The organism is Reticulibacter mediterranei (genome assembly GCF_016587455.1).
The window spans coordinates 3,539,799-3,555,844 of sequence record NZ_BNJK01000001.1; the positions used below are offsets into that span (position 1 = coordinate 3,539,799).

The following is a 16,046-nucleotide window of genomic DNA, read 5'->3' on the forward strand; positions in this document are numbered from 1 at the left end:
ATAGGGGAGACTACAGCCGTTCCACTCTTTACCCACCTCATCCTGAGAATTGTTGCATCTATTCTATAGGTGCGCAATTCTTGGGGTTCCTGTTTATTGATAAACTAGCATTTTTCTATTAATCATTCCTGTTTTTATCTAAGAAGGAGTTCTTCATGAGTACTGAAACCTCCGTTGAGGCCGAGGGGCAAGAAAATCTGCGTCCCAATACTATCGGCCTTCCGGGAGTTCTCTTCCAGTCGATCACAACGATGGCCCCGGCCTCGGCAGTTGCAGCAAGCCTCAGCCCCGCCCTGGCAGCTACCGGCATTGCACTCCCATTGGCCGCAATCGTTGCCCTGATCGTCTGCTCTCTCATTGCCCTGAGCATCGGCTCGCTCGCAAAATATCTCCCATCAGCGGGCGGCTATTTCACCTATGTCAGCCGCTCGCTTGGCGTGCAATCCGGCTGGGTCACAGGCTGGCTCTTTAATCTCGCCTACCTGCTCATCGTACCTTTCCAGTTGCTGGTGCTGGGACCAACGATGGAAGATTTTATGAAAACAACCTTTCATATCTCGCTAGGCTGGTATACCTGGTTTGTCGTTTTCGCTATCATCGTTTTCCTACTGACCTACTTTGGTGTCAAGATCTCGGCCGATGCTGGCGTTATCCTGGGCAGCATCGAAATCGCCGTTTTCGTCCTGCTCTCTCTCTGGTTGATCTTCACCGCTGGCAGCAACAATACCATCGGTGCCTTCAATCCCGCCAATAGCGCCCTTCCGGGCCTGGGGGGCTGGCAGGGAGTACTGTTTGGCATGATTTTTGTATTGCTAGCATTTGCGGGCTTCGAGTCGTCCGCACCACTGGCTGAAGAGGCACATAATCCTCGCCGCACTGTGCCACGCGCCATTCTATTAGCAGCTGTCTGTATCGGCCTCTTCTATGTCCTCTGCTCCTATGCCGCAGTCGTTGGCTGGGGACCGGCAAATATCGGCAAATATGGCAGCGATCCCTCGCCCTGGGTGACGATGGCCGGTCGCGTCTGGGGTCCGTTCCAGATAATCGTCATTCTGGCTATCCTTAACAGCGCACTGGCAAATGCGAATGCTGGCGTGAATGCTGCAACACGCGTGATGTACGCCATGGGCCGCACACGCACACTACCAGCCATCTTCGCGCATTTGAATAAACATCAAGTTCCCGATTTCTCCATCATTCTGGCAATGATCATCGCCCTCGTCTGTGGCCTGGTCCCAGGCTTCGTCTATGATCCCTTGACGGCCTTCGCACTGCTGGGAACAATCATCATCCTGCCGATCATTCTGGTCTACATCGCCACCTGCATCTCGGTTCCCGTGTTCTATCGGCGCGAACATCCCGAAGAGTTCAATGTGTTGCGTCATATCGTAGTGCCGGTTATACCGCTGCTGATTATGCTCTTCGTTCTCTATCTGCAACTCGTTCCCTTGCCAGCCGCGCCACTCAACCTGGCGGCTCCTATCGTGGGAGTCTGGCTGGTGATTGGTATCGTGATTGCAGTGGTACTCAACAGTCGCTCCCCCGAATTATTGGCGGCGGGACGGAAAGTCTATGTCGAAGGTGAAGAGGAGTAAAGCGGCAAGCCTCTCTTCCCTCGTCATCAGCCAGTTGTAAACAGTAAAACGCGGCTCAGAAGTGACGCTATTAGCCTTCTGAGCCGCATTTTAGCTCCTTTTTCTCTTTTTTGTAGAACTCCACAATCCCTGACGCGACCTGGATCACGGCCTCCCGCAACTCCACCGGCTCCAGCACTTCAGCAAAGGTGCCAAATCCGAGAATCTCGCCGCGTGCTTGAACAAACGAGCCAAAATCCAATGTCAGGGTTATCCAGCCCTCTTCGTCTGGTTGACTGGCCCGCTCGATCTGCTGATGCACGGCCTCTCCCAATATCTGGGGCAAGATCGGCACAAACGTTGGCGAGACCCGCAACTTTACCGGATACATCGTCCACTGCTGCAACTCAGTACTCACCTTAATCCAGTATTGTTCCAGATCAAAATCGTCGGGCCGCTCGCTCGCCTCATCTAACACCTCCGCCTGTCGCACTCTTGAGATGCGAAAGATGCGCAAATCGTTATGCGAGATAGCGACGAGATACCAGATCCCGGCCTTGGCGACCAGTCCCAGCGGATCGACAACGCGCTCGCTCATCTCGCCATTAGACTTACGATAGACGAGCCGCACCTTACGATCATTCCACACAGCCTCGCGCAATATGTGTAAATAAGGCGATACGTCGGTGACATAATACCAACCAACCGTATCGACATAGATGCGCTGGCGCGTATGTTCAATATCGCGACGATGATCGGATGGCAGCGCCGCCAGCAGCTTCAACAGTGCCGCATCCAAAGCCTTTTCCGCACCAAGATCAGCCAGGGGACGCATGATGCCCGGCATAAAGAGGGTACGCACTTCGTCTTCAGTCAGCCCGGTAAGATTGGTGCGGTATCCTTCAGCCAGGATACAGCCACCGCCCGGTCCTCGTTCTGCATAGACGGGCACTCCAGCGGTACTCAACGCCTCGATATCGCGATAAATGGTTCGCTCGGAAACCTCCAGCCGCTGCGCCAGCTCTCGCGCCGTGATTTGACCGCGAATCTGAAGCATCATCAAAATAGAAAGAAGTCGATCCGCTCGCATAGTATCCTTCCTGCCTGACAAACAATCTCACTTTCACCCCTCATATTACAACAGAATCCTGACACAAGATGTCATATATCATCAGTTATACTTAGAACACAAGATCAAACGCGAATAGCTCTCTTTAACAAAATAAGGAGGATCAAGCGTGAACTACGAGTTGCTGACCTATACAATAATGGCACACCAGCGAGAATTGCAGCAAGAAGTCGAGCAACAACGCTTGCTGGCTCGTTTCCCCGGCCAATCCAACTCCACTGTACGCCATGCCATTGGACAGTGTGGCGTGATCCTGATCAGGGTTGGCATGAAGCTAAAACAGGTGGAAATGCATGGAAAACCGCAAACGATATAAACACCGGGTATCTCTTTGAGGGAGATACCCATATTTTTTACTTACTACTTTCCTTTCACTCCTTCTCCCACAACACGACCCCTGTTGCATTTTTCTCACAATCCGCTATGATAGGAATGTTTCAATAGAAATGATTGTAAAGTTTCAGGGAAGGATTATGTTACATCGGTCTCCAAAGGTCAGATTTTCGCCCTCGTCCTCGCTTAAAAAAGGTCGGCACTGGCTCTGGATTACCGCACTCATCATCGTCTTTTTCGTTGGATACACCGTCGGCTCAAATATTCATCCTGCATCACCCACACCGGCAATAACGCCAACGCCAACGGCGACACAGCCAGTAGCAACACCCACGCCATCAGAACCAGCGGTGCACTATAAAGTTGGTCAAAAACTGCAAATTAACGGCGTCTGGCAGGTAACAGTAACAGCCGTGCATACCAGCGCAGGAGATCAAAACGCTAAACCGAAGCCGGGCAACACCTTCCTGCTCATCGATATTGAGATGAAAAATATATCAAGCCAGCCGCAAACCGTCTCCAGCCTCTCCCAATACACACTACATGATACTGTTGGTCAGACGTATCCGCCAACACCACTCAGCAGCGCCCCGACGCCCGATGGTACATTGCAAGCTGGTGCCCAGTTGAAGGGAACGCTCACCTACGAAGTTCCCGCCACCATCCATGCCTATATCCTGGGCTTCCTCCCCATAGAGGACGGGCAACCAGTGCTATGGGATATTCAGGATTGAGTTACTCACTTTTCACTCAGTTCACAGATAGACGATTCTGTTGATATTGCCCTGACGTTGCAAAGTTCCTGACGGGAGATGACAGGATTACCGGATATACTAAGCTTGTTGAGAATATTGTAATGGACTGTGCTTTGAACACCACTATGGGAAGCAATCACGAGACATTCTTCCAGAGCAACCCTTGCTCTAGAACGATAGTACGTCATACTATGGTAGAGACAACAGCGCTGACCTGCTGCACTCCGGCAGCTCAGACCACTGTGACTGAATGATCTATATGTTATTTCTTCCCTGTAAACTACAGGAGGTTTCGCTTGTCCAAACGTGAATTTACGGTTGCCAATGAATATCACTACAACCGCATCAGCCCTACACGCTGGATCATTTCACACCTGCTACGCCATAAATATGCTGCCTTCGGGTTTATGATCCTCTCTCTCTCTTCCAATGCCCTTTTCTCTTCGATTTCAGTTCAGACCGGAAGAGCATTTAACGCCGTCCTCTTGGGAGAAGCTGGACGCGCACAACTGGTGACGATTGCCCTCACCTTGCTGGTCATCGTCATCCTCGCAGGTACCACCGATCTTGGCGCACGTCTCCTATCTGAGATCACTGGCAAACGCTTTGCGCGCGATGCTCGTGAAGAACTCTATATCAGCCTGCTGGGAAAGAGTCAGACCTTTCACAATCGACAGCGGGTTGGCGATATTATGGCGCGTGCCGCCAATGATATGTCATCGTTGAGTGATATGGTCGTGCCTGGCTTTGATATCACCTTTGATTCATTTGTCAGTCTGACCTCAAATATCATCTTTATTGGCCTGCTCAGCCCACAATTGCTGCTCACGCCATTGTTCTTTACAATCGTATTTTTGATTGCGCTCCGCCACTATTCGCGTCGCCTCAGCCCTGTCTCGAATCAAATGCGTGCGCAGTTTGGCATTACCAATGCCATCCTCAACGAGGCCGTGAACGGAATCGAAGTCGTCAAAGCGACCGCTCAGGAAAAGCAAGAGTTGAGCAAATTTGTAAAGAACGCCACCCTCTATCGCGACTTCTTTATCAAAAATGGCAAGATTCAGGGACAATATCTCCCTACTCTATTGCTCGGTATCACGCTGGCTCTGGCCTTTCTGCATGGCCTGTATCTGGTTTCAAGCGGACAATTGTCGATCGGCAGTCTGGTTGCCTTTATGGGGCTAATGGTCAATCTACGCTTCCCAGCCTATATGTCTATCTGGACGTTTAGCCTGATCCAGCTCGGAGTGGCAGGTGCCGGGCGCATCCTGAAGCTGATGAAAGAGGAGACTGATCTGGACGAGAACGAGCAGGGCCATCAGAAAGAGATGCGGGGCGAGATCGTCTTTGACAACGTCACCTTCAGCTATGGTACGACGCCCATCCTGAAAAACGTCTCGTTCCATGCAAAGCCCGGCGAGACCATCGCCATCGTTGGACAGACCGGCTCTGGCAAAAGCACGCTCACCAAACTGGTGAACCGCATCTATGATGCCAATGAGGGACGAGTGCTGATCGATGGCGTCGATGTGCGCGACTGGAACCTGGATGCTCTGCGCTCACAGATCTCGACCATCGAACAGGATATCTTCCTCTTCTCACGCTCACTTGCCGACAACATCGCTTATGGCCTGGGACAAAAAGCGAATCGTGCGGGCATCGAACAGGCAGCAAAGGATGCACAGGCCCACGATTTCATTATGGGTTTCAAAGAAGGCTACGAAACCATCGTGGGCGAGCGTGGCGTCACCCTCTCGGGTGGACAGCGCCAGCGCATCGCCATCGCTCGCGCATTGCTCACCGATCCTCATATCCTGATCCTCGACGATTCCACCAGCGCCATCGATAGCGCCACCGAGGACGAGATCCAGAAGGCTATCAAGCGCGTCTTGCTGGGACGAACAACGCTCCTGATCACCCATCGCCTCTCACAGATTCGCTGGGCCGATAAGGTGCTGGTCGTGCGCAAAGGTGAAGTGATCGACCAGGGAACACACGATGAATTGATGGAGCGCTGCGAGACGTACCAACGCATCTTCTCGCACTACGAAAGCGCACCTGCTGCAACGGAACAAGCCATTCCAATGACCGCCGCCGGTGGAGAATAGAAGAGGAGTGAATCAATGGGCTTTATTCTTGAAGGTCTGGACGCAGAAGCATATGATCGTTCGTATTCGGATCGTCAGCTCATCGGGCGCATCATTAGCTACTTCCGTCCCCACTTATCGCTGATGCTCTCAGTCGCCGGGTTGATCGTTCTCAACTCGGTGATGGATACCGCCTTCCCCGTGCTGATCTCGCAGAGCATCGACACGATGGTAACTGATAAGGTCATGCAAACGGCGATCTGGCTGGTGGTCTTCATCCTGCTGGCAGCCGTCTTCTCGTGGACCTGCAACCTGTTTCGCCAATGGTTTACTGCACGTGCGGTTGGCAACGTGGTTCTGCAACTGCGTAAAGATGCATTCTCATCGGTGATGTCGCGCGATATGTCGTTTTTTGACGAATTTACATCTGGCAAGATCGTCAGCCGCGTCACCTCTGACACCGATAGTTTTGCAACTGTTGTGACTTTGACGCTCAATCTGCTCAGTCAAATCCTGCTCTTTCTGCTGGTGGCAACGATCCTGTTTTTTAGAAACTGGCAACTCGCGCTCCTGGCTTGTATTATCCTGCCAGCAATCATCGTGGTGGCACTCGGTTTTCGCTATATCGCACGACGCGCCACCCGCAATGCTCAGCGCTCCCTGGCTCGTGTCAATGCCAACGTGCAGGAGGTGATCAGTGGTATCACCGTTGCCAAGAACTTCCGGCAAGAACAGAACATGTACGACGAGTTCAAGCAGGTAAACAAGCAGTCGTATCAGGTTAATGTGCGTTCTGGCTTCCTCTACAATGGCGTTTTCCCCGTGCTGGTGTTGATCGCCAATCTGGGTACAACCATCGTCGTTTACTTTGGCGGACAGAACGTCCTTAATCAAACTCTTTCCGCCGGAGACTGGTTCCTTTTTGTACAGGGCATTATGCTCCTATGGATGCCCGTCACCAGCATTGCCTCGTTCTGGAGTCAGTTCCAGCTCGGTCTCGCAGCCAGCGAGCGTGTTTTCGCGCTGCTGGATGCCGAGCCACGTGTCCACCAGATCGACGGCCAACCCGTTGCGCAATTGCGTGGCAAGATCGAGTTCCAACGCCTTCTCTTCAGCTATGATGATCGGCAGACCGTGCTGCCCAATTTCAGCCTTACGATCCAGCCGGGAGAGACGGTGGCGTTCGTCGGTCATACTGGGGCTGGCAAATCGAGCATTGCCAAGCTGGTTGCTCGCTTCTACGAATTTCAGGGCGGACAACTGCTGATCGATGGACACGATATTCGCAGCTTCGATCTGCACGATTATCATCGTCGCCTGGGCATCGTTCCACAGATACCTTTCCTCTTCTCAGGCACGGTGGCCGACAATATTCGTTACGCTCATCCCGATGCAACCTATGAACAGGTAGAAGAGGTGGCAAAACGCATAGGTGGTGGAGACTGGTTAGAGGCGCTCCCAGATGGATTGCAAACAGAGGTCGGAGAGACTGGCAAAGCGCTCTCAATGGGCCAGCGGCAACTGGTCGCCCTGGCGCGTGTGCTGTTGCAAGATCCAGCTATCATCATTCTGGACGAGGCCACCGCCAGCGTTGATCCCCTGACCGAGGCCCAGATTCAAGAAGGGCTGGATGTCATCTTACAGGATCGCACCGCTATCGTGATCGCTCATCGCCTCTCGACTATCAAACATGCGGACCGTATCATCGTCCTCAATCGTGGACATATGGTGGAAGAGGGCAATCACGAAGCATTGATGCAGCGCGGCGGCCACTACTCCCAACTCTACAACACCTACTTCCGCCACCAATCGCCCGACTACAAACCCGGCGAGGGCTTTGTGCCAGTGCTACTACCAGTGGAAGAGGAAGAAGAACAGGAGCAAGCCACCCTCCATTAAGCAGCCATCACGACATCAACAAAAAGCGCCTGAACACCTCGATCAGGTGCTTTTGTATTAAGCAAAAACATAAAAAACATTTCATTCCCCAGCGTTATATTCCTCTTTTTCTATACAATATCACTTCAACTAATTTTTATAGTATTTTACATAATAACATGGTAATATACCATTGCATCCTGATGTGGGGTTGCAGAGGAAAATAGTTCTATGGTAGAAGATTAGGAATTTGTTGTGGCGAAGTCAAAAAAGTGGAAGAGCAACAGGAGCAAACACGGTCAGAGGAACAAAAAAAGCAGTCGCAAGTATACGACACGAGCATGAAAGACCTCGTTGATCGGCAGGCGAAAGATATTCTGCCCGCGCTTTTACTGGGGCTAACCTCTCAAGAGACACTCAACATAGAGGTCGTTAAACCAGTGTTATGGTCGGATAAGGTCTATCTGGTTATGTACCAGGGCAAACAGCATATCCTCCATATCGAGTTCGAGTCGGGCAAGAACAAGCGAATGGGCGCACGTATGCTGGGCCTACAACGCGATGTTGCACCTCGAACACAACCTGCCGGTGATCTCAATTGTAATCTATCTGTTCGAGACGCAGATGGTCATTTCCCCGTTTCTGATGGAGGGCGGAGACGGCATCATCACCACCTTTCATTTCCGCATCATTCCGCTGTTTCAACTCAAAGCAGAGAAATACATCCACGAACACATCGTCTGCATGTATCCACTGCTTGCGGCGATGGAGGGCGCGAACAGCCAACTCATAAAGACGGCAACTGATGAACTTTCTGAGGTCTACCACGATGACGCGGCAACGTTGGGCGATTTCTTCGCCTATATGTTAATATTACTGGAGAGGACAGGCACAATGACTCAGTTAGAAAAAGCCAAAACTAGGGAGGCGCTCAGTATGTACGACAACCTCTGGGATCAAAGCGCTATCATCCAACAAATGCGTGCTGCTAGCAAGCAGGAAGGTCGAGAAGAAGGCGAGGTAAAAGCATCACGAAATAACATTGTAAGCGTTGTTCGCGCCCGCTTTCCCCGCCTGACCAACTTAGCGCAACAAAAAGTTGCTCAAATGAGCGACATAGAGCAGCTTAATAGCTTACTGGTGCAAGTCTCAACTGCAACTGATGAAGCAAAAGTACGCGCCTTGCTCACAACCGCAATTGATTGATATACAAATTGGAGGGTTAGCAACAATGCTGCCAACCCTCCAATAATCCTGTCTTCAGACGTGCAACATCTCGCGCAAGAAGCGACCAGTATAGCTCTCATCAACACGCGCTACCTCTTCAGGCGTTCCCTGAGCGAGGATGTAACCACCAGCATCGCCACCCTCCGGTCCAAGATCGAGCAACCAGTCCGCCGTCTTGATCACATCCATGTTATGCTCGATCACCAGCACCGTGTTGCCTGCGTCCACCAATCTGTGCAGCACGTCGAGCAGGCGTTGAATATCGGCAAAATGCAGTCCGGTCGTTGGCTCGTCGAGAATATAAAGTGTGCGCCCGGTTGCCACACGGCTCAGTTCTTTCGCAAGCTTGATGCGCTGGGCCTCGCCACCGCTGAACGTTGTTGCGCTCTGCCCCAGTTTGATGTAATCGAGGCCAACATCGTGCAGCGTTTGCAGCACGCGCTTCAGCTTGGGCTGGTCGGCGAAGAACTCCAGTGCCTCCTGCACATCCATCGCCAGCACTTCGGCAATGTTCTTACCCTTGTAGCGAATATCGAGCGTATCGCTATTAAAGCGCGTCCCCTGACAATCCTTACACGTCACCCAGACATCAGCCAGGAAGTGCATCTCAATCACTTTTTGTCCATATCCTTTACAGGCATCGCAACGCCCGCCCTCGACGTTGAAGCTGAAACGATCCGCTCGATATCCGCGCTCTCTGGCTTCCTCCGTATTGGCAAAGACAGCACGAATTTCATCGAACATGCCCACATATGTTGCCGGGTTCGAGCGCGGCGTGCGCCCGATAGCATCCTGTGTGATATTGATCACTTTATCCAGATGCTTCAGCCCTTCTATTCGTTTGTATGGTCCCACATCGCCTTCGGGCGTATTATGCAATGCTCGCGTCAGTGCTGGATACAACGTCCCATTGATCAGGCTGCTTTTGCCACTGCCACTGACTCCGGTTATGCAGGTCAACAGGCCAATCGGAATGCGAGCCTCGACTTGTTTGAGATTATGCAGCGTGGCACCAGCAATGGAGAGCCAGCCAGCGCCGGGTGAGCGACGATGATTGCCATTGGGCGAGGTGATCTGCAATGCTCCGCTGAGATAACGTCCGGTCAGCGAGCGCTGTTCCGCTATCACCATCTCTGGCGAACCCGCTGCGACGATCTCACCACCCAAGACACCAGCGCCCGGTCCCATATCGATCAGCCAATCGGCGTTGCGCATCGTCTCCTCGTCATGCTCCACCACCAGTACCGTGTTGCCCAGATCGCGCAACTGCAATAGCGTCTCCATCAGTGTACGTTGATCGCGAGCATGCAAACCAATCGAGGGTTCATCCAGCACATACAGTACTCCCACCAGACCACAACCAAGCTGACTCGCCAATCGAATGCGCTGTCCCTCGCCACCCGAAAGCGAGGGCGCAGAGCGATTCAGAGTCAGGTAATGCAATCCCACGTTGAGCATAAACTGAAGGCGCTGGCTGGCCTCGTTCAGTGCCTCCTGAGCAATCTCGAACGCCTCATCGTCCAGCGTCTCATAGAGGGCATCCAGCCACTCCACGAGGCGATCAATCGTCATGTTGCCAACCTCGTGAATTGTCTTGCCTCCGAGCGTGACGGCGCGAACTTCGGCTGAAAGGCGCGTGCCATTGCAGGCAGAACACGGCTGCTGGCTCATATAGCTCATGTACATATCTCTCATGCCTTCAGATGCCGTTTCACGAAAACGTCGCTTGATATCCTGCACAATGCCGGACACTGTGTTCGCCCCCTCATATGACCAGTTCCGCTCATCGCGCTCACCATGATGAATAATCACAATTTGCTCTTTGCCAGAACCATAGAAGAGGACATCGCGAAACTTCTGCGGCAGATCTTTCCAGGGCAGCTCCAGATCCACTTGATAGTGATCGGCAATACTTTGCAGGATATCCCTGTTCCAATGGCTCTTCTTTTTACGCATATTGCCATACCAGCGCAGCGCCCCATCGAGGATCGAGAGGTCGGGATTCTCCACAATCAGTGCCGGGTCGACCTCCATCTGCGTTCCCAGGCCGTTGCAATCGTGACACATTCCCAGTGGCAGGTTTGGACTAAAGTGGGCCGAGATGAGTTCGGGAAAGATGCTCCCACACCGACCACACACCCTCTGCTCGCTTAACGTTATCTCTTCTCCATCTGCCATTATCACCAACAACTTACCGCCGCCAAGACGTAGAGCTGCCCGAATTGCTTTTACCAGCCTTTCATTCCAGGCATAATCGCGCTCCTGCGGCACCTGCAACGTCGCCACCACCAGATCAATCGTATGCTTCTGCGTCTCGAACAGTTGCAGACCCGCTAGCACAACGTTCCGCTGACCATCAACACGAGCAAGGGTATAGCCATCGCGCACGGGCTGGGCGATAATCTCGCTCAGTGATCCCTTGTGATCATGCACAAGCGGGGCCAGCAATTGCAATTCGGTTCCGACAGGCAGAGCAGAGAGACGACGCGCCATAGTGGTTGCATTCTGTGGCGCAATCGCATCGCCACATTGCACACAATGAGCTGTGCCGATGCGAGAGTAGAGTAGACGAATATAGTTGATCACCTCCGTAACCGTGCCAACAGACGAGCGCGGGTTCTTCGAGACCGTCTTTTGCTCAATCGCGATAGCGGGACTCAGGCCATCAATGAAATCGACCTTTGGTTTCTCCACCTTCTCCAAAAAGTGGCGCACAAAGGGCGAGAGGCTCTCCACATAGCGCCGCTGTCCTTCGGCATAAATGGTATCAAAGGCCAGCGTCGATTTGCCACTGCCGCTTACCCCAGTCAGCACCACCAGTTTATAGCGTGGAATAGCCACATCAATATGTCTGAGATTATGTTGTTGTGCCCCGCGAATCACGATCTTGTCAGGCTCCAACGTTCTTGCTCGTTGCTGAGAGCGGGAACGCGTACGCCTGCCAGGTGTCACCTGCACCTGCTCTTCTAATAATTGCTTGCTATATGGTCGATACACAGTACTATCAAAAGTGGATAAAGGAGAAGCATCGGGCATAAAATGAGTATCCTCCGTGTTATGATCAGTAGGTAAAGTAATAAGTGGTGTTAGCAAGATGGCCCCAGGCGAGAGGTTGATCTTCACCGGCGCAAGGGATAGAGTAACAGATAGCTCCTGACATCTTCTGTCATAATTAGCATCAGGGTGCATATTCGAGAGGCAAATTTGCCAGAGTGTTTCAATCTATGCCACAATTTGCGGGGTTTGTACGTTGATAATGCTTCTGTTTGCTTGTGTTTTTGTAGGCACTATGGTACACTCTTAAATGGATTCCTATAACTTATTTTGGCTTTAACTCCTGGGGGTGGAACAGGAGTGAAGATAGATATACATAAAGATAATAAGGTTTTTTAGCAATATGCTACACGCAATGTGTAGTCAGGAGGTTCTTTATCACTTTGACAACAGAAAAAATTCGACTGATCCCACTAGGAGGTCTGGGAGAGGTTGGAAAGAATATGATGGTCGTCGAGTACGGAGACGATATCATCATTATTGACGTGGGGGTAATGTTCCCTGATGATGAAATGTTCGGTGTTGATCTGGTTATTCCCGATACGAATTACCTGGCTGATAAAAAGCGGCGTATACGCGGTATCCTCATCACTCACGGTCACGAAGACCATGTTGGCGGCCTCCCTTACATCTTACCAATGCTGGATTTTCCTCCTGTCTATGCCACCCGTTTAACACAAGGGCTAATTCAGGTCAAGCTGAAAGAGCATAGGCTGCTCGATAAAGCGACGGTGAACGTGATTTCCCCGGGCGATCAAGTCGAGTTGGGCGAATGTCGCGCAGAGTTTTTTCGCGTCAATCACAGCATTCCCGATGCCATCGGTATCCTGCTCCGTACACCACTCGGCAACGTGGTACATACCGGTGACTACAAATTTGACTATACGCCGATTGATGGCAAACCAGCCGATTTTGGGGCGCTGGGACAGATCGGCAACGAAGGCGTACTGGTCATGATGGGCGATAGCACACGCGTAGAATCGCCCGGCTACACGCCATCGGAGCGCGTAATCAACGATTCGTTGGACAAAATCTTCGCCAACGCGCCTGGACGCATCATTGTCGCAACCTTTGCCTCGCTGATCTCACGAGTTCAGCAGGTGGTGGATACTGCCGCTCGTTATGAACGTTTTATCGCTTTCTCCGGCCGCAGTATGATCAACAACGTCCAGATGGCAATGGAGCTGGGCTACCTGAACGTCCCCAAAGGCATGATTATTCGTGCCGAGGACATCAACAAGTTCCATCCCGATCAGGTGGTGGTGGTCTGCACAGGTAGCCAGGGAGAGCCAACCTCGGCCCTGACGCGCATCGCGAACCAGGATCATCGCCTTATTCGCATCGCGCCCGGAGATACCGTCATTCTCTCGGCAACCCCGGTTCCTGGCAACGAGAAGATGGTCCATCGCACTATCAACAACCTGTTCCGGCTGGGTGCGGAGGTGTTTTACCAGGGTCTCTCGAATGTGCATGTATCAGGACATGCGGCACAGGAAGAGCTAAAATTGATGCTCAGCCTGTTGCGCCCCAGATTCTTCGTGCCAGTGCATGGAGAGTATCGGCAACTGGTCCTGCACGCAAAACTGGCCTATTCGCTGAGCATTCCCGAAGAGAATATCCGGGTCGCCGAAGATGGGGATATCCTGGAGGTGACGGAAGGCGGAATTGAGCTGATCGAGCATATCACCTCCGGCAACGTCTATGTCGATGGGTTGAGCGTCGGTGATGTGGGCCAGATCGTCCTACGCGACCGCAAGGTGCTTTCGCAGGATGGTATTCTGATGGCGGTGCTGACCGTCGATAAAGAGACGGGCCAACCCATTGCCGGTCCCGATATCGTCTCACGCGGCTTCGTTTATATGCGAGATGCTGAGGAGTTGCTGGAAAGCGCCCGAGAGCGTGTACTGGAGTCCCTCATCGGTCTCAACGGTCACAGTTCCGATTGGGCATTCGTCAAAGACAAGATCAAGCATACTCTTAGCGAATTTCTCTACGAGAAAACGCATCGCCGTCCTATGATCTTGCCCGTCGTCATGGAAGTCTAATCACTTACCAAAAAGAGAGGTAGCGCTATTTGCTACCTCTCTTTTTTTACCTTTCAATAAATAGAAATAGCGTTAAAATATTATTGCATAGTACAACTACATCTTTCATTATATATCACCTGACCAGATATAAGTCTATACCTTTTTTCATTCAAAATACAAAATATCCATGAATTTATAAAATAAGTTCTCAAAATTAGTTTTAGATCATTATACAGAAGCATAAGAAATTTAAGTTATAGGTAATTTAGAGCATTTACTTGCAAATAATGGTTTAAGAACGTATAATTAGAATATCTTATTGGTGTACAGTATTCACACTTCACAAAGAGAAAGGATGTCGCATGGGATTTGACCAATATCATGAACCGGCCAATGAATTGTCACAGGAAGTTCGTACATTTGCACGCGTAATTACATCTTTACAGGAAGAGTGCGAAGCCATTGGCTGGTATGAGCAGCGAATCTCATTGGAGCAAGATGCTGAAGCCAGACAAATACTGCTCCATGCTCAAGCAGAAGAGTGCCTGCATTTTTCCATGGATCTAGAGTTCTTATTACGTCGTCATCCCAAATGGCGTATCGCTGCCCAGCACGTACTTTTTCAACCCGGAGACATCATTGCTAATGCCCAGCGCGGCGAAGATGCACAGGAGAGCGCAGAATCTTAGCACAGGTCAATGCTATCGCCATTGATAGCTGCATATAAATAGATTCTACTGGCCCTAAAATCCCCTTTAGATAGGTACATCTACCACTAAAGGGGTTTCTTGTTGCCTTGCAAGATGCTTGCAGCATCTTGCAAGACAATCTGGCTACATTCGCCTCTTAATGCTAGCTACCCATTCTCCTGCACGTTCACGTTTGCCAGCACCACAGACTCAACAGAGGGAGCTGCCTCTGGACGTTGGGCAGGCTTTTCACCGCGCTTGAGGGGCCGCCATACCTGCGTATAACGCGCCATGACGTAGGAACCAATCACCAGAATACCAGCAATGGCCTGCGCTATCAGCGACTCAACATTGGGGAAAACAGCAAACCACAAACCCGCCCAATCGGGGATCGGCCAGTTCAGATCTGTGCTGGAGATCCAGTGAGCCAGTTGCATCTCCTGTACCTGCTCGCCAACCATCACCAGCAACACCACGCCCAGCATCACGCCAGTAAATACCAGCATCTTCTTGTAGGGGAAACGGCGGTGCGCAATAAACGTCAGGATGCCCACAATGCCGGTGAAGAAGGCGCCAATCAGAATGCCATATAGAACGATGAGCGAACCCACCTGTAGGCGCAGGCTTTGCAAAAAGAGGACAATCTCGAAGCCTTCGCGATAGACGGAGGTTAAGCCAAGAATAACCAGCCCGCTGAAGAGACGGGATTGCGAACCTTCGGGGCTTTTCGCCTCTTTCAAAATCTCCTTCTTGCGGCGATTGTGAATCGAAATCCATCCAGTCCAGTAAATCTTGTGGAAGAACCAGTTCATAATCACGAGGAGAACCACGATAGCCAGCAGACCCGTCGCGGCCTGAATGTTGAGCGCTGAAACATTATCGGCCAGGCTGCTCAAAATCCCCACAACTATGAACCACGTGATGATGGAGGCAACAATACCCAGGCCCGCGCCTATCGCAATCGGACGCCGGTTAGACTGATTAGTTCCCATCATGCTGGCCGTAATTGCGGACAACACAAGAATACTTTCCAATCCCTCACGGAAAACGAGCAGCGCCGTATTGAGGATCGCAGCGCCAGGGGTAAGGTGCGCTACTGTCGGGTCTGGATTACCGGACGACGTGATGCCCTGCCATACAAGTACACCGCCCAAAAATACTGCCGCAATGATCAGAAATACGCGTAGAATGGTTCGTCCTGTCTTTGGAATAGCAATCCCGCGAATCATGGAAAAGATCCTTTCTCTCACTTGAGAACGCCAAATTTGGCGCGACAACATAGCAGCTCCCGCT

Annotated in this window: 11 protein-coding genes; 8 read left to right on the forward strand and 3 right to left on the reverse strand. The window is 51.5% G+C overall.

The window, feature by feature from the left end:
- Positions 1-155: 155 nt before the first annotated feature.
- Complete coding sequence (locus K3T83_RS15100; protein ID WP_220203799.1) at positions 156-1,595, forward strand: APC family permease; 1,440 nt, start codon at positions 156-158, stop codon at positions 1,593-1,595.
- 70 nt (positions 1,596-1,665) lie between these two features.
- On the opposite strand, the gene K3T83_RS15105 is transcribed toward K3T83_RS15100, so the two are convergent.
- A complete protein-coding gene (locus K3T83_RS15105; RefSeq protein ID WP_220203800.1) occupies positions 1,666-2,664 on the reverse strand; it encodes a helix-turn-helix transcriptional regulator in 999 nt (332 codons plus the stop codon).
- A gap of 148 nt (positions 2,665-2,812) precedes the next feature.
- Between K3T83_RS15105 and K3T83_RS15110 the strand changes: the two genes are divergently transcribed.
- The 5 genes from K3T83_RS15110 (at position 2,813) to K3T83_RS15130 (ending at position 8,962) form a co-directional block, all read left to right on the forward strand.
- Entirely contained in the window at positions 2,813-3,019 is a 207-nt protein-coding gene (locus K3T83_RS15110) for a hypothetical protein (protein WP_220203801.1), read from the forward strand.
- Between the two features lie 157 nt (positions 3,020-3,176).
- On the forward strand, positions 3,177-3,770 hold the full coding sequence (locus K3T83_RS15115; protein ID WP_220203802.1) for a DUF4352 domain-containing protein: 594 nt from the start codon (positions 3,177-3,179) through the stop codon (positions 3,768-3,770).
- Positions 3,771-4,087: 317 nt separating this feature from the next.
- Entirely contained in the window at positions 4,088-5,899 is a 1,812-nt protein-coding gene (locus K3T83_RS15120; protein WP_220203803.1) for an ABC transporter ATP-binding protein, read from the forward strand.
- Between the two features lie 15 nt (positions 5,900-5,914).
- Positions 5,915-7,777: an ABC transporter ATP-binding protein gene (locus K3T83_RS15125; RefSeq protein WP_220203804.1), complete on the forward strand. Its 1,863-nt coding sequence runs from the start codon at positions 5,915-5,917 to the stop codon at positions 7,775-7,777.
- Positions 7,778-8,317: 540 nt separating this feature from the next.
- Complete coding sequence (locus K3T83_RS15130) at positions 8,318-8,962, forward strand: hypothetical protein (RefSeq protein ID WP_220203805.1); 645 nt, start codon at positions 8,318-8,320, stop codon at positions 8,960-8,962.
- Between the two features lie 54 nt (positions 8,963-9,016).
- Here the strand turns inward: K3T83_RS15130 and uvrA are convergent, their stop codons facing one another.
- Complete coding sequence (uvrA, locus tag K3T83_RS15135) at positions 9,017-12,019, reverse strand: excinuclease ABC subunit UvrA (RefSeq protein ID WP_220203806.1); 3,003 nt, start codon at positions 12,017-12,019, stop codon at positions 9,017-9,019.
- Positions 12,020-12,414: 395 nt separating this feature from the next.
- Here uvrA and K3T83_RS15140 point away from each other — a divergent pair, with 395 nt between their 5' ends.
- Both K3T83_RS15140 and K3T83_RS15145 read left to right on the forward strand, forming a co-directional pair.
- Positions 12,415-14,082 carry a ribonuclease J gene (locus K3T83_RS15140; protein ID WP_373324597.1) on the forward strand — a complete coding sequence of 556 codons (1,668 nt, stop codon included), beginning with the start codon at positions 12,415-12,417 and terminating at the stop codon, positions 14,080-14,082.
- A gap of 344 nt (positions 14,083-14,426) precedes the next feature.
- On the forward strand, positions 14,427-14,753 hold the full coding sequence (locus K3T83_RS15145; RefSeq protein WP_220203808.1) for a ferritin family protein: 327 nt from the start codon (positions 14,427-14,429) through the stop codon (positions 14,751-14,753).
- A 167-nt stretch (positions 14,754-14,920) separates the two neighbouring features.
- Here the strand turns inward: K3T83_RS15145 and K3T83_RS15150 are convergent, their stop codons facing one another.
- The gene (locus K3T83_RS15150) at positions 14,921-15,982 is read right to left on the reverse strand and encodes an FTR1 family iron permease (RefSeq protein ID WP_220203809.1); all 1,062 of its coding nucleotides are present in this window, start codon (positions 15,980-15,982) and stop codon (positions 14,921-14,923) included.
- Between the last annotated feature and the right edge of the window lie 64 nt (positions 15,983-16,046).

Coding starts and splice junctions, on each gene's coding strand:
- K3T83_RS15100 (WP_220203799.1), top strand. CDS start 156: ATGAGTACTGAAACCTCCGTTGAGGCCGAGGGGCAAGAAAATCTGCGT.
- K3T83_RS15105 (WP_220203800.1), bottom strand. CDS start 2,664: ATGCGAGCGGATCGACTTCTTTCTATTTTGATGATGCTTCAGATTCGC.
- K3T83_RS15115 (WP_220203802.1), top strand. CDS start 3,177: ATGTTACATCGGTCTCCAAAGGTCAGATTTTCGCCCTCGTCCTCGCTT.
- K3T83_RS15125 (WP_220203804.1), top strand. CDS start 5,915: ATGGGCTTTATTCTTGAAGGTCTGGACGCAGAAGCATATGATCGTTCG.
- K3T83_RS15130 (WP_220203805.1), top strand. CDS start 8,318: ATGTTGCACCTCGAACACAACCTGCCGGTGATCTCAATTGTAATCTAT.
- uvrA (WP_220203806.1), bottom strand. CDS start 12,019: ATGCCCGATGCTTCTCCTTTATCCACTTTTGATAGTACTGTGTATCGA.
- K3T83_RS15145 (WP_220203808.1), top strand. CDS start 14,427: ATGGGATTTGACCAATATCATGAACCGGCCAATGAATTGTCACAGGAA.
- K3T83_RS15150 (WP_220203809.1), bottom strand. CDS start 15,982: ATGATTCGCGGGATTGCTATTCCAAAGACAGGACGAACCATTCTACGC.